This is a genomic window from Vibrio sp. Isolate32, from assembly GCF_022397955.1.
Classification (GTDB): Bacteria; Pseudomonadota; Gammaproteobacteria; order Enterobacterales; family Vibrionaceae; genus Vibrio.
The window spans coordinates 18,303-35,838 of the sequence record NZ_JAKEUQ010000007.1; the positions used below are offsets into that span (position 1 = coordinate 18,303).

Annotated in this window: 11 protein-coding genes; 2 read left to right on the plus strand and 9 right to left on the minus strand. The window is 45.7% G+C overall.

Annotated features, from left to right (window positions below; translation table 11 throughout):
* The first annotated feature begins 71 nt into the window (after window positions 1-71).
* Window positions 72-1,160, plus strand: a complete 1,089-nt coding sequence (locus L1D11_RS07115) for an alkene reductase (protein ID WP_239832163.1) — start codon at window positions 72-74, stop codon at window positions 1,158-1,160.
* A gap of 297 nt (window positions 1,161-1,457) precedes the next feature.
* Here L1D11_RS07115 and rlmJ read toward each other — a convergent pair whose 3' ends face one another.
* The 9 genes from rlmJ to L1D11_RS07160 all read right to left on the minus strand — a co-directional run bounded on the left by rlmJ (window position 1,458) and on the right by L1D11_RS07160 (window position 15,857).
* Window positions 1,458-2,324, minus strand: coding sequence for a 23S rRNA (adenine(2030)-N(6))-methyltransferase RlmJ (gene rlmJ, locus L1D11_RS07120; RefSeq protein ID WP_239832164.1), 867 nt, complete (start codon window positions 2,322-2,324; stop codon window positions 1,458-1,460).
* 202 nt (window positions 2,325-2,526) lie between these two features.
* A complete protein-coding gene (gene secF / locus L1D11_RS07125; RefSeq protein WP_239832165.1) occupies window positions 2,527-3,468 on the minus strand; it encodes a protein translocase subunit SecF in 942 nt (313 codons plus the stop codon).
* A 2-nt stretch (window positions 3,469-3,470) separates the two neighbouring features.
* The gene (gene secD / locus L1D11_RS07130) at window positions 3,471-5,270 is read right to left on the minus strand and encodes a protein translocase subunit SecD (protein WP_239832166.1); all 1,800 of its coding nucleotides are present in this window, start codon (window positions 5,268-5,270) and stop codon (window positions 3,471-3,473) included.
* A gap of 173 nt (window positions 5,271-5,443) precedes the next feature.
* A complete protein-coding gene (locus tag L1D11_RS07135; RefSeq protein WP_239832214.1) occupies window positions 5,444-5,908 on the minus strand; it encodes a hypothetical protein in 465 nt (154 codons plus the stop codon).
* Between the two features lie 277 nt (window positions 5,909-6,185).
* Window positions 6,186-8,954 (minus strand): M16 family metallopeptidase, encoded by a 2,769-nt coding sequence (locus L1D11_RS07140; protein ID WP_239832167.1) that lies wholly within the window; start codon window positions 8,952-8,954, stop codon window positions 6,186-6,188.
* A 397-nt stretch (window positions 8,955-9,351) separates the two neighbouring features.
* Entirely contained in the window at window positions 9,352-10,842 is a 1,491-nt protein-coding gene (gene putP, locus L1D11_RS07145; RefSeq protein WP_239832215.1) for a sodium/proline symporter PutP, read from the minus strand.
* Window positions 10,843-10,997: 155 nt separating this feature from the next.
* Window positions 10,998-11,702 carry a hypothetical protein gene (locus tag L1D11_RS07150; RefSeq protein ID WP_004736898.1) on the minus strand — a complete coding sequence of 235 codons (705 nt, stop codon included), beginning with the start codon at window positions 11,700-11,702 and terminating at the stop codon, window positions 10,998-11,000.
* An 11-nt stretch (window positions 11,703-11,713) separates the two neighbouring features.
* On the minus strand, window positions 11,714-14,851 hold the full coding sequence (gene putA / locus L1D11_RS07155) for a bifunctional proline dehydrogenase/L-glutamate gamma-semialdehyde dehydrogenase PutA (protein WP_239862304.1): 3,138 nt from the start codon (window positions 14,849-14,851) through the stop codon (window positions 11,714-11,716).
* Window positions 14,852-15,032: 181 nt separating this feature from the next.
* Window positions 15,033-15,857: an AraC family transcriptional regulator gene (locus L1D11_RS07160; protein WP_239832169.1), complete on the minus strand. Its 825-nt coding sequence runs from the start codon at window positions 15,855-15,857 to the stop codon at window positions 15,033-15,035.
* Window positions 15,858-16,340: 483 nt separating this feature from the next.
* On the opposite strand from L1D11_RS07160, the gene L1D11_RS07165 reads away from it, so the two are divergent.
* The gene (locus tag L1D11_RS07165) at window positions 16,341-17,444 is read left to right on the plus strand and encodes a PEGA domain-containing protein (protein ID WP_128163041.1); all 1,104 of its coding nucleotides are present in this window, start codon (window positions 16,341-16,343) and stop codon (window positions 17,442-17,444) included.
* The last annotated feature ends 92 nt before the right edge of the window (window positions 17,445-17,536 follow it).

The window sequence follows — 17,536 nt, forward strand, 5'->3', positions numbered from 1 at the left end:
TTTTAGCTAATTATCAAACTCAGTCGAACAAATAAAATAGTCCCTATCAGCAGAAGATAGGAATCCAGAGCATGACTAAATTATTCAACAAGACACAATTAAAGGAGTTAGCACTGCAAAATCGTGTGGTGATGGCACCCATGACCCGAGCTCGCAGCAGCCAACCGGGCAATGTGCCCAACGACATGATGGCGACTTATTACCAACAACGTGCTAGCGCTGGGCTTATCATCACTGAAGCGACGCAGATCTCTGATGACTCTCAAGGTTACTCATTCACTCCCGGCGTTTATACCGATGCACAAATCGAAGGTTGGAAGTCAGTAACCACCGCCGCTAAAGCACAAGGTACAGCAATATTCTGTCAGTTGTGGCATGTAGGTCGAGTTTCTCACCCTACCTTTCAAAAGGGCGAACTGCCGATTGCGCCGTCAGCTTTGGCTCCAATAGAAACTCAGGTGTGGATTTCTGATGAGAATGGCAACGGCAATATGGTCGATTGCATCCAACCAAGAAAAATGACCCAAGCAGACATCGATCGAGTAGTTCAAGATTTTGCGAACGCAGCAAAGAAAGCCATCGAAGCAGGCTTTAATGGTGTCGAGATCCACGGCGGCAATGGCTACCTAATCGATCAATTCCTAAGAACTAACTCAAACAAGCGCAACGACAACTATGGCGGAAGCGGTGAGAACAGACTTCGCTTCCTGATTGAAGTGGTTGATGCAGTGATTGCAGAGATAGGTGCCGATAAAGTCGGTGTGCGCTTGGCGCCATTCATCACCTTCAAAGATATGAACTGCCCAGACATAGTGCCAACAATTTTAGAAGCATCGAAAGCCCTGCAAGCTCGTGATATCGCTTATCTGCACCTTTCAGAAGCCGACTGGGATGATGCTCCAGTTATCCCTGAAAGCTTCCGAATTGAGCTAAGAGCCTTGTTCTCTAACACTATCATCGTCGCTGGCAGCTACACACCACAACGCGCCGAAGAAGTCTTAAGCAAAGGCTACGCCGACCTAGTCGCATTTGGTCGCCCATTCGTAGCAAATCCAGATCTCGTATCACGCCTACAAAACGGCAGAGAGCTAGCACAACTCGATGGTGCAACTCTATTCGGCGGCAACGAAAAAGGCTACATCGACTATCTAGCGTTGTAGCGGGTTTTGAAGTGATAGTGTTGGCTTGAGTTTTACGGCAGGCAAAAGAAAGGCTCGCGTGACTAGTGCGAGCCTAATGCAGTTTAGGGGGTAAACCACAATCTGATATTAATTCGGGCTAATTATTTAACTTATGAGCCATTATGCACTTGCGCGCACTAATATTCCATTTTTAAATGATTCACGGCAATTAATCAATCGATAAAAGTTAGCGTTTGGTCAATTTAAACCACATAAATAACAGTGACTTAGTGAGCTGTGTCTACTAATTAATCAGAAATACCATACCAATCAGATTTATAGACTTTTCATTTGCCAATAGCCTTCACCATTAGTTGCGAGCTGACTATATAAATAATCAAGCGTGTCAGCAACCGTCCCTGCAATGCCTTGCGGTGGGTTAAATAACAGCAAGCCACTACCAATAAGGCGGTCATCTCCTTTCGGATCGCGCAATCGTAATTCCGACTTTATCGGACTTGGCAACAAGCCATCTTTCACCGCTGTCACACAGTGGTCCAATATTAAAGCGCTTCGATCATCTGTGTATAACGGATACCAAATTAATGCAGATACTCTCTCTGACTGCTGATAGGCCTTAACCAAAGCATCAATCACCGCGAGATATTCGGAACCCGTTTCGTAAGGAGGATCGATCACAACCAGGTGGTGGCTGTCATGTTTAGCGACATCGTCAGGCAGTGCTTTAAGCCCATCGCCCGCAGTAATAGTGAGCTTGCTAGAGACATCGAGATCGCGTTGCAACTTCTCAATATTGGTTTGCAGTAAATCGGCTTCATCTTGCTGAATATCGGAGAAATAGAAGCTATCTTGGCTACGACCTTGTTGATAGGTAATCGCCGCCGAGCCGGGATACAGCGTGATAAGTTGATTCGGATTGTAGTATTCCAACACCGACATAAAAGATGCGAATGACTCAGGAAGGTAAGCCTTGTTTCGCCAAAGGTATCCAACCCCTTCTGCAAATTCTCCCGCGTGATTACTTGGCGCAGTGGTTAGGTCATAACACCCTGTACCTGAGTGAGTGTCGATAACATTGAGGCGCGAATGCTGCTGCATTAATGACTGAACCAGAGCACTTAATACAGGGTGCTTCAGTGCGTCACCGTGGTCGCCTACGTGACATTGATGTCGATATTCCATTCCCTTGCCTCATTTCTACTAACGTCATATAAACATACTTCATATCATTAGTGCTTGCCTGCTCAACCCGTCGTTTTTTGAAATAGGCTATCTTTTCTCTAACTAATTGACTCTTAAATAAAATAAAGCCCTTCGTTTGGTTAAAAACGAAGGGCTAAAGTAAGCTCACTTACTGAGTTGCAGCATTATGACAGTAGATAACCTAAGGGTACTCACCCTCAACTTCTACAGGCGGTTTCACTTGGTAGTGACAAGGCTGTAGGCCAAGTAATTTCGGAAGGGTGATACCGACCGAGATTGAAGACCATGTACCACTCGCAATACCCACAACCAATGCAATAGCAAAACCTTGTAGCGCTGCGCCACCAAGCAACCAAAGCGCAGATACCGTCAACAGCGTCGTACCTGAAGTCACCATGGTACGAGAGAACGTTGCTTTGATTGATTCGTTAAGCAGGTTGTCGGTATCGCCGTTAGGGTTACCACGCAGCATCTCACGGACACGGTCCGCAATGATGATCGAGTCATTCAGTGAGTAGCCCAGAATCGCTAATACCGCCGCTAACACCGTTAGGTTGAACTCAAACTGAGTCAAAGCGAATAAGCCGAAGATAATCGTCACGTCGTAAATGATCGCAGCCAAAGCACCGAGAGCTAAACGCCATTCAAATCGTACACTTAGGTAAAGCATGATCATTAAGAAACACACCAATACCGCTAAGCCACCTTGGTCAACCATGTCTTGACCCACTTGAGGGCCAACCACGCTGCTATTAAGCACTTTCACTTGGTCACTCACCGATGCCAAAGCATCAACTAAGTTGATCTGCGGTGCGTCTGTTATTTGGCTGTAGCGAATGGTCCAGCGGTCTTGCTCTGCCATACCAACCACTTGCACGTCTTGTTGGAAAGCGGCATCAAGCTGTGTTTTCAGTGCGTCTTTGGTCACTTGTTCTGAAAGTTGAACCTCAGCAACCACACCACCTGTAAAGTCCAAGCCCCAGTTAAACCCTTTCACGGCCACCAGCATCACCGAGCTCATGAACAGCACAATAGAGATTACCGACATCACCTTACGCAGAAGAGTCATATTACTATTTGAAAAATAGCGTTCTGAAATTGTCATTTTTGTTGAAGTACTCATGCTTAAATCCTTACATCGTGGCGTTGGTCACGCCCCCAAACCAAATTGATGATCGCTCGTGAAGCAAAAATGCCCGTAAACATACTGGTTAGAAGACCTAAGCCTAGTGTCAAAGCAAAGCCTTGAATTGGTCCGTTACCAATGGTGTAAAGAGCGACGGCTACAATCATGGTGGTGAAGTTAGCATCGAAGATAGATGAGAACGCGCTATCGAAACCACGATCGATGGAGCTAGCAAAGCTGCGTCCTTCTTTCATTTTGTCTCGAATACGTTCGAAGATAAGTACATTAGTATCTACCGCCATACCAACGGTTAATACCAAGCCAGCAATACCCGGCAGTGTTAATACCGCACCCGGTAGCAATGCGATCAGACCAAATAGCGTTACCATGTTAACGATAAGCGCACCATTCGCGACCCAACCAAGACGGCGATACCATAGCGCCATAAACGTAAGAGTAAGACCAAGACCAAGCGCCAATGCAGCAAAACCGTTAGTCACGTTTTCTGCACCCAAAGATGGACCAATGGTACGCTCTTCAATAATGGTAACAGGCGCAGTTAGTGAGCCTGCGCGAAGCAACAGAGCCAGCTCTTGCGCTTCAGCCATGCTGCCTGCACCTGTAATTCTGAAGCGGCTGCCCAGTTGAGATTGGATGTTCGCAACGCTGATCACTTCACTGGTTTTCTCGCTATTACCGGCTCTGTCGCGGCTGTACTCGCTGTAAACCGTCGCCATTGGCTTACCGATGTTATGACGAGAGAACTCAGACATTTTCTTACCGCCAGAAGAATCCAACGTGATGTTTACTTCTGCGCTGCCCATTTCACCAATGCCACTGCGTGCATCGATAATGTGCTCGCCACTTAGTACTGCTTTACGAGCGACAACCACACGGTTTCCATCGGTATCTTTTAGCGTTTGAGTGTTGCGTGTTGGGTTGTCGTAAACCGAGTAGAACGCCAATGATGCCGTAGCACCAATCACGTCTTTCGCGGCTGCTGGGTCTTGAACACCCGGAAGTTCGATACGGATACGGCTTTCACCTTGGCGTTGAATCGATGCCTCCGTGATGCCGAGCTCTTCAATACGGCTGCGCATGATTTGTAGGTTTTGTTGAACCGTTAGGTTGCGTAGCGTTCTTTGTTCTTCTTCAGACTGAGTTAACGTTAGCGATTTATCTGAACGGTCACGCTGCCATTGTGGGAACTCTTCACGAATCAGTTTTTGTGCTTTCTCGAAATCTGCATCAGTGCGGAAGTTAAATTCAACTTGGTTGTCCACCACTTTACCGCGTGCATAACGCACTTGGCTGGTGATCTCGTCGACCACAGATTGCGCTTGTGCGTGGTAAACCGGTTCCATGTCAACTTCTAGCAGGAACTGCACACCACCACGTAAATCAAGGCCTAGCTGAATCGGCGCGAAGCCCATGTCAGTCAACCATTTTGGTGCTGCAGGCTCCATCGCTAGCGCAACAGTCGCGTTATCCAATAGGCGCTCATTCAGCACCTCTTTGGCTTTCGCTTGTTGTTCTGCATCTTCCAAGATCACCACCAAACGGTTGTCTTTTTGAAATGCCGATTTGGCTTGAATGCCTTCGCTTGCAAGGTATTGGGTCACCTGCGTCGCGTCGATGGTTTGCTCAGAGCGATTGTTAATTTGAACCGATGCATTCTCGCCATACCAAGAAGGTAAAGCACTCAGAACCATGATGATGATAGTGGCGATAAGCACCACGTATTTCCACTTTGAATAGTGGTTAATTTGTTTTCTTGGAATGCGTTTTTTCACAGTCAAGATCTCTTCTTTGAACTAATATTTTGCGAACACGAGCGATGGCTAATCACAACCAGAACAAGCTGATTGAAAGATAGTGATGCTAAAGCTGATGTCGCTATGTTTGTGTTGGTTAACTGGCGAGCTCAACGGGCACAAGTGACCAACGATACGACCAATTTAGGGTCAAACGATTAGCTAAGAAGTTCTCGGAAGTGGGAATATTGGATGTTGCCCTCTTTCCACCCAGAGAGCCGGAAGGACCGAGAACTCACAGTGCTGGTCCAATGCTGCTTAGAATCCAACAACGGTGTGTTGAAAAGCAGAGAAGCCAGTATTGAAGGGGGAGAGAAGTCGATCAGTAGATGATAAGCAGGCTCAAGATCGGCCACGCTTTCTTGCTCGTTACTGAGCATACGTCTGAAGTTTGCTGCTTGGAGGCTCGACTCAGTGTCGTGATAGTTGGAACTATCACCAGAAGGCACGCTGCCAAACCGATCCTTATCGCATTCTAAGTAGCTCGACGGATTATCCGTAACGGCTTGTTTACAAAGATCATTCGGTGAAGATTGCTCTTGCGCCGAGTATGTTTGAAACGGCTTAGAAGGAAACGAATAGCCGTTAGAATTCACTAAGCCAAAGCTCAGTAAAAACAACATTAAGACTAATCGGGTACCCAGTTTAAGCAATCTAATATCCAAACAATATTCTCGTAGATCGCCAATATACAATACAAATGAAACGCTGTCTTGATTTAAAACCTTTTTTAGAAAACGATACGATGCAACCGATTAAGCGTTCTCGCAATTTAGATTTACATAGTTCTAAAACGGCTTAACAACAGGTGATGTATAGATGTTATGAATGGTGGAAAAACAAGAAAGCCAAGCGATGATCGCTTGGCTTTGAGTTGTCTCTTTCTGTTGGTTTCAAGCTTTAGGCTTTGGGACGCATAATGTTCTTAACCTTACGGCTATTTTCACCAAAGATACTTTGCACCAACGCATTCATCTCTTCGACAGAGATCGATCTCGCAACACGCTCAACTTGAGACAAAGCTTCGACACCGTAATCATGGAGCAAGTAACGAGACACAAACCACGCTTGGTCGATAGAGCTATTCTCTAGAGGCTTAAAGTCAGCTTCAAACTGTTTCACGACTGCTTGCATTTCCTTTTCAGAGACGCCTTGTAAAAGGTCTGCAATCACCTTATCGATCGCCACTTCGACTTGTTCAACGTTCTCCGGCGCTACCATCGCCCCGATAACCCACTCACCACTAAATTCACTATCTGCGGATGCTGAATACGTATAAGGCGAGTAATCTAAACTCAACTCTTCACGAATATAGGTATCTAAACGAGTCGCTAGCAAGCGTTGCAGTAAATCTTCCATGAAAACATCTTTTGCCGACATTTTAACTTCAACGCTAGGCTCAGTGATAACTCGTAGGATGTACTCTGCACTATTCACATTATTGATGGCTAAATCAATGCGTGATTCCGATGGCTGCTTGTAAGCCACCTTAAAGTCTGGAACCTCGGCTTTGTCTAATGGAATCGAAGCCAGGTATTGCTCAACCAAAGGCTTTAAGTCACTTGGGTCGATGTCACCCACGATCACCAATTGGTTATGTCTCAATTGGCCAAACAGCTGCTGATGAAGATTAGCGACGTCTTCCACAGAAACCGCTTCAACACGCTCTTTATCTACAAGATAATGTCCACTTTCCTGACGATAAATATTGTGGTTTACCGCTCGTTCAAACTGACCAACAGGGCTGCTCAAGAAAGATTCTTGACCTTGTACAAACTCCTGCTTCACTGCCTCTAACTGCTCGGGAACAATTTTAGGCGCAGTTATGAAGGTATAAAGCGCAGCAAACGTGTGTTCAAGCCCATCTTTGTTAATACTAAATTCAACACCATGGCGCGTGTTGCCAATAAAGGAATCAGCTCTAATATCTTCACGATCAAAGTACGCTAAAAGCTCAGAACCCGTAAATTCACCGACACCACTTCGAGCGAACGTAGGTAACGCAACTTCAACGGCAGGGTACAAGCTCGGATCCAAAGCGGCTTTTCCGCCGAGGCTCATGTACATCAAACCAACATCATCGCCCGCACCATAATCACGCAGGTACCACATGTCGATACCATTGCTTAACGTCCACTTTTGGATGTATGGGTCTACGGACATTTGTTCCGCAAGTACAACCTCGCCTTGCAAGCTAGGTACTGCAAAAGCACTGGCTGTTCCAATCGCAAGCGGCGGAACTCCCGCCTCGCTATACGTGGCTTTTAAACTATCGAGAGAGTTGATGACCGCTGTTCTGTCTTCAGAGTCATCCATCCCAATAACAATAAAGTAATCATCAGAAAGTAGATTTTTGATGTTGTCGTTAATCACTTCAAGGCTCAAGTTAGCGATGAAAGCTTCCAAACTTACTTGATAGTCTTTCTGTGATTGGACGATTCGATCAGTGACTAAAGCACTCGCTTTGTAGTTCGCGTGTTCAACGCTGTCCATTTTATCCCAGTCATGCTCGATATTATCCAGCAAGTCTTGGTAATAGTGCTGTTCGCCAACAATATCCGTTTCCGAAACACCAAAATCACGCAGTGATGCCAAGGTAGACAGCAGATCTTGCTGGATAACTTCACGGTCTCCAGCCGGAAACCCAACACTTATTGACGAATAGTGCAGAGCACCCATTCGATAGCCATCAAACGCTATCCATTGAGTAGGCAGCGCGGCATCATTGAATACCGCTTCTAATCGTTGTCGAATCAATTGTTGAGAGGTTTCATCTAACCAGCGTTGATGCTGCTTAGCATGATTTTCAACTCTATTTAAACCTCGATTAAACGTCAGAGTGATGCTTGGCGCTTCTCTTCCTGCGTACTCAACATAATCATCTTCATTGAATGAGGTCGTTCTCTGTTTCTCTGGTCTTGGCGTGTCGCCACGCTCCCAGCTAGAAAACTTTTCTTCAATGAGTGGAATCACGGTTTTAAGGTCCACATCACCAGAAACCACTAGCTCAACGATTTGAGGTTGATACCAAGCCTGATAAAAGTTGGTGATGCCTTGAGGAGTGACATTCACAATCGACGATTTAGTCCCTAGTGCATCTTGCGACTCGTACGGGCCACCTTCAATGAAGTGATCATAATATATATCTCCGAATGACTTATCATCGAGGCGAGCCATACGGAACTCACCAAGAACTACGCCTTTTTCTTTTTCAACTTCTGAACTTGATAGATCAAGACCATCGCCAATGTCACGCATCCACGTCAAAGCAGACTGCAATTGGATGTTATCGGGCAAATCTAACTGGTAGACCGTCTCTTCATAAGAGGTATAGGCATTAATATCAGCACCAAAGCTAGCGCCTGCATCTTCGAATAGACGAATCACATCATTTTCAGAGAAATTCTTACTGCCATTGAATGCCATGTGTTCCAAGAAGTGTGCGTAACCTTCTTGTTGATCAGTCTCTTGAATCGAACCCGCGTGCACAACTAAACGTACAGATACGGATTTTTCATGATCTGGGTAAACGTGGTAGGTAAGGCCATTTTGTAACTGGCCTGAAGTCCATGCCGGATCCGGCTGGATTGGCGTTTCGGTAGTTTTTGATGTTGAGCTACAGCCAACTAAGGTGAGGCATAGTGCCGTCGCTAAATAATATTTTTTCATAACAACCTCTTTATGCTATTCACCAACAATATACAGGCCACACTAATGATTATTATTTAATATTGAACCGAATGAGTATCTTTGTGATCTGGATCTTTTTTTATAAATCACTCAGCGTTATGTAAAATCGCCCGTACTCATTTAAAGTGGTGTTTTGCTAAGAGCCTAATACATCCGATTAAACTCGCTTGCTACATGCCTTAAGTGAGTCTCTACATACCTCTTAAAAGGGCTTGCGAGGCGCGGCTGATGGGTAATTCTGCCAAAAATCATCAAGACTCAGCGCAATAAAAAATAGAGCCACCGAAGTAACTCTATTGCTTTTTACATTTACTTTTTGCAATTGCTTTTTAGCTCATGTTCTTTTGCTAATTCTCTTGTATTTTTACAGTGTAAATTAGTCTAGCTCTACCAGGTTCTTCTCGAACTCAGCGTGTTGCGCTTTCACTTCGTCTTCTGGCTCGCCAGTAATTAGGCTCACGATAACGATAGAGATAGTCGATAGGATGATTCCCGGTACGATTTCGTAAACGTCGAACCAACCGCCCGTGAACTGTTTCCAAAGTACGATAGTCACACCACCAACCACGATACCCGCTAGAGCACCGTTACGGTTCATGCGAGACCAGTAAAGGCTCATCACGATAGCTGGACCAAATGCCGCACCAAAACCAGCCCAAGCGTAAGACACAAGACCAAGTACAGAGCTGTCTGGCGTCATCGCTAGGAATAGCGCGATAAGAGAAATAATGATTACCGCAAAGCGACCCACACGAACGATCTCTTCAGATGTCGCATCTTTCTTAAGCACTTGCTTGTAAAGGTCTTCTGCCATCGCAGATGAAGATACAAGAAGTTGTGAATCCGCAGTACTCATGATTGCAGCAAGAATAGCCGCCAGTAGGATACCTGCGATTACTGGGTGGAACATCGCGTTAACAAGAAGCATGAAGATCTTCTCGCCATCGTCTAGCTTAGGCGCGCCGGAGTTAGTCACGTAAATAAGACCAACCAGACCTACTAGCATTGCACCAACCATAGACAGTGCTGTCCATACCACAGCGATACGACGCGCTGTTGCTAGGTCTTTATTAGTACGTGTTGCTTTGAAACGAGCAAGGATGTGTGGCTGACCGAAGTAACCAAGACCCCAAGCCGCTAGCGAAATGATCGCGATAGCAGACAGTGGTTCACCTTTCGCATCATTCCATAGCGTTAGCAGCTCTGGGTTGATGTTGTGAAGATCAGTCGATAGCTGACCAAGACCGCCATTCATCGCTGCGATTGGTACAATCAATAGCGCAGCAGACATCAGTAGACCTTGAACCAAGTCCGTCCAAGATACCGCAAGGAAGCCACCAAATAGCGTGTAAGAAACCACACATACAGTGCCGATGATTACCGCTGTTGTGTAATCTAGGCCGAATACCGTTTCAAACAACTTACCACCTGCTACCAAGCCAGAACTTGTGTAGAAAAGGAAGAATAAAAGGATAAAGAAAGCAGAAATTGTTTGGATCAGCTTAGAATTATCATTGAAACGACGAGATAGGAACTCAGGTAGTGTCAGTGACTCTGTCGTAATGCTGTAAGTACGCAGACGCTTAGCACTGATTAACCAGTTCGCCCAAGTACCAACTAGCAAACCACCAGCAAGCCAGAATGCTTCAAAACCAGCAGCGTAAGCGTAACCCGGTAGACCAAGTAATAACCAACCACTCATGTCTGATGCACCAGCAGAAAGTGCAGCAGGCCATGGGCCTAGCGAACGACCACCAAGGAAGTAGTCTGTCGAGCTAGAAGTACGTTTGTAAGCAATAACACCGATTGCCAGCATCATAATTAGATACGCAATGAACGTCGTCGTTATTGCAAAACTGTTTTCTATCATTAGATAGTCCTCATTTGTAAAAAGCCTTCCATGCCTAACCCAATACCCTGCCCTTACCTAAATAAAGGCAAGCCATTACATTGAGTTAGGGATTGTGGCTCCAAAGCACTGAGGTAGAAAACCCAATTGCTTAGAGCCATTGTTACTGAAGGTTAGTGAGCTTCGCTTCCAAGTTCGAGCAAGGTCGCGTTACCGCCCACGGCTGTTATATTTATAGTTCGCGTACGCTCGGTAATGAAGCGTAGCGATAGGTGTGGATCGTGAGCAACATGCATTGCTGTCAGATCCGTTTCAGCTACTAAACTGACGATGGCACCGTCACGCTTAGCAAGTTGTAAATTGATAGCTTGAGCCGTTTGTGAATTACCTACGTAACCTGCGCTACGTACATCGCAAGACAGCAGCTGTTGAGCCGCGTCGTACGAAGCAACCTGCACCAAGTTCGTCGGTAGATTCGCTTGTTTCGCCGCATCAGCGATCAACGTGTTGAATTGCACGTCATCACTGCACAGTTGCACGCTGTTACCCGCTAATAGTGCAGCGGTAATCATCGCCGTTGCTGTTTGCAGTGCTGGCTCTTTGTCTTGGCAATCATCAACAATCACCAAAGCCACACCACGACCTGCAGCATACAGCTCGTTTGTTTCACCAGTAGGGCCAGCCATTAGATGCTGCTCAGAAAGCAGCGCAGACGCTTGCTCTAGGTGATAAGTTGCCACTGCCGCCAAAGACGTAGATTGGCTTTCGATCTCTGATTTGAATGCAAGTACCTGAGCACTCTTATGATCAAAATCGGTAAGATTCCATTGTTCCCACGCCAAGAAAGCATCAGAAAAACCTGTCACTTGATGAACCATGATACTGCTCCTTATGCCTTGTCTTGTGATTGAGAGAAATGAACATCAGTAAAGCGGTATAGGTAGTGAGGACCACCCGCTTTAGGGCCAGTACCAGACAAGCCTTGACCACCAAATGGTTGTACACCAACAACAGCACCTACTTGGTCACGGTTGATGTAACAGTTACCCACACGAACGTGTTTTTCGATCCAACGGTAAGTTGTCTCGTTACGGCTGTGGATACCCATGGTTAAGCCAAAACCGGTTTGGTTAATTTGGTCTACCACTTGCGCCAGTTCACTCGCTTTGAAGCGAACGATATGCAGCACAGGACCAAACTGCTCTTCTTTCAAACAGCTAATGTCATCGATTTCAAATGCACTTGGTGGAACGAAGTCACCATGCTCACAATCCTCTCCAAGAGAAAGTTGAGCTACTTTCTTCTGGGTCTTGGTCATGTTTTCTAGGTGCGTCATCAACTTCTGTTTCGCGTTTTGGTCGATAACCGGGCCCACATCCGTTTTATGAAGATGTGGAATGCCAACACTTAGCTCATCCATCGCACCGTGAATGAGTCCAATCACGCGGTCTGCAATGTCTTCTTGAATGTAAAGCACACGTAGCGCAGAACAACGTTGACCTGCTGAAGCAAAGGCAGAGCGAATGACATCACGAACCACTTGTTCAGGCAGTGCAGTACTGTCAACGATCATCGCGTTCTGACCACCGGTTTCCGCGATAAACGGCACAGGCTTAGCGTTACGACTTGCCAGAGACACGTTGATGCGTTGTGCAGTTGGTGTTGAACCCGTGAAGGCAACACCGGCAATCGCATCGTGGCTCGTTAGCGCACTGCCGATCTCTGCACCACGACCAGGTAGAAGTTGAATCGTGCCAGCAGGGAAACCTGCTTCCTTCATCAGCTCAACCGCGCGAGCTGCAATCAAGCTTGTTTGCTCTGCAGGTTTCGCCACAACCGTGTTACCCGCCACTAGTGCAGCGGTAATTTGGCCAAGGAAGATCGCCAATGGGAAGTTCCAAGGGCTGATACAAACGAAGACACCACGACCTTGTCGAGAAGCGATTCGAGTTTGGCCATCAAAGCCTTTTAGTTCGAAACCTTGCAGATTATCAGCTTGCTTTGCGTAGTAACGACAGAAGTCGACCGCTTCACGCACTTCATCAATACTGTCGTGAATGGTCTTACCCGCTTCTTGATGACAAATCGCCACCAGCTCAGCTAGATTCTCTTCCATCAAGTCAGCCAGCTTATCAAGCGCAGCCGCTTTGGTTTCAACCGGAGTTGCGTTCCAATCAGCGAATGCTGCATCTGCGCCAGTGATCGCTGCGGAAACATGATCAAGGTTTGCAAAAGCGACCTGACCCACGTTAATTCGACGATCGTAAGGAGCTGTTACTTGCTCAACATTCTGATCAGCCTTGATCATGCTTTCGGCAAGAGATTCGCCGTTGATCACAGGTCCAGCAGTCCATTGATTATTCAAAAAGCCTTTGACTTGCTCTTCAAACTGATGCGCTTCGCTTTCGATATCAATGTTTACACCGTATGAGTTCTTACGCTCAGGGAATACCGCTGGCGGCAGAGGAATCTTAGTGTTGTTCAAAGTATCGAATGCCAAAAGCATATCGACTGGGTGCTGCGTTAGCTCTGCTACAGGGCAACGAGCATCAACCAAACGGTGTACAAACGAGCTGTTTGCACCGTTCTCTAGCAGACGACGAACTAGGTATGGCAGTAGATCTTTATGGCTACCAACTGGCGCGTAAATACGTACCGACTGTTGGTAAGCTTCCATTGCATGGTTGTAAAGTGAATCACCCATGCCGTGTAAGCGTTGGAATTCAAAGTCTTTATGGTCTGTCATCACTGCAATAGCAGAAACCGTGTGAGCATTGTGACTCGCAAACTGCGGGAAGATATTGCCGCGAACGCTTGGGCTTAATAGGTAACGTGCACACGCTAGGTAAGCCACATCAGTCGCTTCTTTGCGAGTGTAAACTGGGTAGTTATCGAAACCTGCTTGTTGTGACCATTTGATCTCGCTATCCCAGTAAGCACCTTTAACTAGGCGAAGTGGGATTAAGTCACCCTGCTCTTTTGCTAGGCGGTTTAGCCAAACTAGAACCGGTAGCGCACGCTTTGAATAGGCTTGAATAACCAGACCAAACTTGCCCCAGCCTTTCACTAGGTCGCTGCGGTACAGTTTTTCGAATAACTTAAGCGAAAGCTCTAGGCGATCCGCTTCTTCTGCATCAATCGTGATCGCTACATCAAGCTCAATTGCACGACGCAGTAACTGCTCTAGCGTGTCGCATAGCTCAGTCAGTACGCGGTCTTCATTCGCCACTTCGTAACGAGGGTGAAGTGCAGAAAGCTTGATAGACACTGATGGCGCTGGGCTAGATTTTGAAGAGACATAAGTATCTCGACCTACGGCTTCAATCGCCATTAGGTAATCTTTAAAGTACTTATTTGCGTCAGCTGTGGTCAGTGCCGCTTCACCTAGCATGTCGTATGAGTAGGTAAAGCCTTTGTCGCGCATAGACTTACCGTTCTTTTGCGCTTCAGCAATGCTGCGGCCAAGAACAAACTGGTGACCCATCACTTTCATCGCTTGGTGCATCGCTTTACGAATCACTGGCTCAGAAAGCTTGTTCACTAAACGGTTAACCGCTTGTCCAGCACTCTGCTCATTCGATGAAAGTCCAACCACCTTGCCTGTTAGCATTAAGCCCCAAGTCGAAGCGTTAACAAAAACCGAGTCAGAATTCTTTAGGTGAGACTTCCAATCCGCAACGCTTAGCTTGTCGCGAATCAGTGCATCAGCCGTTGCTGAATCAGGAATACGCATCAAGGCTTCCGCCAGACACATCAGCAAGATGCCCTCTTGAGTATCTAAGCTGTATTCAAGCAACAGCGCATCGATCATCTGGATAGAAGTCTTATCCGCACGAATAGCTTCGATCAAAGAAGTCGTTTTGTCTGTGATTTGCTGCTTTTCAGACTCAGAAGGGGTAGCTAGTGGCAGAAGTTGCTCTAGCCATTGGGTTTCATCCACCATATATAATGGTGAGATAAGCGACCATAGATCATCAAGCGACTGCTCGTTGAATTCTGGCTTTAACACATCAGTAGCTGTAAACATGCGTTTTCCTTAATCTCACACCCGGAATTAGCCCGGGATCTCTACAATGGCTGCAGTGTATTTAGAGTATATAAGGAATACTTGTCAAAAACTCCGAGTTTTTTGCTAAAAACTCGCTTTATTAACAAAACAAACACAATGTCACATATTAAACTTTAATATAATATGCCGTTTCGTTTCACTATTTAACAGAAATTTGCTTTTTGTATTGAGATGGTGACATGCCTTGAAGGCGTGAAAATGTGTGGGTAAAAGAGGATTGACCGGAGAATCCAGCAAGTTCTGCGACCTGACCAAGGCTTAAATTTCCTTGTTCAATAAGGCGTCGAGCACGGTCGATTCGCTTACCTAATACATATTGGTGAGGAGTAATGCCCATTTGCTCTTTAAACAGCATGTGGAATTGGCTCTCGCCTAAGAACACGCTCCCCGCTAGTTGCGCGACTGAGATCTTACTTGCTAAATGTTGCTCGATGTAACGATCAAGTGCTTCAAGATCGAAGCGCGAATCCTTCACTGACGTTTCAAATGCTGAGATGTGTCTTTGCATTAACGCGATCACCGTGTCATTGCACGCTCGGCTTAATAAGAGATCATCAGGGCTCGCCTGCATCTCTTGCACTAACATATGGATAAGCTTCTGAATTTGCGAATCTAATTGGAAATAGACGTTCGAAGATTCGAGCTGGTTAATCTTCTCTAGCATCAGCGGGTCGTCGTCACTCGGCACGGGCATGTTAAGTACCAAAATATCGGACTGACCGACCACACCACCGAAAGCATGATCAGAGCTCGCTGTCACCACACAACCTTGTCCAGGGCCAACAAGATTTCCCTTACCACTGACTTCAAATTCAGCCTGACCTTTTAAACCAATTACCACCTGAGAATAACTATGATCGTGACAATCCATGTGCGATGGCAAAGTGATTATCTCAGCTGGTCTAGGGCCAGTAAGGCCGAGCGGAGAAAGGTCTAGGTTAGGAAAGGGTAAAGGTTTAGACATGACAGGAAAATACTCGGGTCAACATACTAATAATAATACTCTTAAATGCGCATAAGATGAATTTGTAAATGTTCCTGAGAGTTATTTGCTCGCAAGAGCGAAAAGATCATTATCGCGATCATCATGATCATGCCTCCGGAAAGATGATCAAGAGTGTACAAACTACGGGCTATGTAAAATCAATATTTCCGGTGCTTTTTTATAAATCCCAACCTCATTATTCAACTCACTCAAGATGACTCATAAATGAGAATTTAATCACCAGAACATCGCTGAAAAATTTGCTTCTATAGCTCAAACAATTCGCATAAAACTTATAAAAAGTGTATCCAAAGTACCGAAACGCGGCATTTGAGTAGATTGAAATACAATAAAACGGTATAAAGACGGATACTGTGTTAATTGCTAATAACTAGTGACTCACAACTAGAAAGCAGACACATTATCAATGAGCCAATTACAATCTATAAGTTGCAGGGACCTATGACTAACTTTCGAATTTCAGCGCTTTTACTTGCGCTATCCCCACTTTGGGTATCTGCATCGGTATCAGCTGAAGAACTGAATCAAGTCGATCCCGTTTCAGCCATCGATGCAAAAATCACAGAGAAAAACTCAGATATTGAGCGTATTTCAGCAACCAAAGTATCGGCGACTGAGAACCTAAAACAACTACAAAACAAAAATAGTAAGTTGTTGCGCGAAGGTGAAGAACTTAAGGCAAAACGTAACAGAGCCAAGTCTGTACTAGACAAACAGTACAGTCGTCTACTTGAAGATCCAGAAACGGATCTGGTCTCTTTTCAAAAAAGCTACCAAGATGCATGGGCCGCAGTTAAAGAAAATCAATCGGCTCAGTTAGACAATCAACAAGCGATGAATGAAGGTGAGATTCACCTTTCTCAGATCAAGCAAAAGCAAGCTCGTCTAAATAATGAGTTAGCGAATCTACGAGAGTCTAAAGTTGAAGCTCGCGTAAAACGTATTGCTACAGAACTGCGTGAAAGTGCAGTTTTGGAAACCAGCTACACCACGACATGTGCATCAACAATGACGCTTGGTGAGTGTACTGCACAAGGTAAATACCTAACGAACCAAAAAGCGGTGCAAACGTTCAAGACCCAGTTACTTGAGCAGCTCACAGAAAGCACTTTGGCGAAGCAGAACTTGCAAGGTGTTCAGCTGAACATCCACGTTCAGGATAGCCAGCCGATCAAGAGCGGTTTCTCTGGCAACAACTCTTACTTCATGCAAATGCAAGCTCAGCTGCAAGCAAAACCTGAAGCAGTTGCTGCATGTAACCTATTGAACGTTTCGACACGCTACTGTTTAACTGGCAGCGATGCAGCTGCAGTCAAAAAGAGCGACAAGAAATGGGCAAACGTAACTGTGCGTTCTGACCAATACAACGACTCTGTGACCATCAACGGCATTAAGTATGGCAGCACACCTCTTGAGGTTGCGCTACCAAGCGGTCGTCATCAAGTAACCATCTCTAAGCAAGGTTACGAGTCATACAACCGCACAGTCACCATCAATGGCAGCGATACTATCTGGGTTAAGCTTCTTCCTAGCAAAGAAAGCTAATTCCCTCAGTAGAAGATCGCCATACCGATTTCACGAAGCTGAATGAACACTCGCCATTTTGTTGATAGTTATAAACTGTTGATTTTAATAAA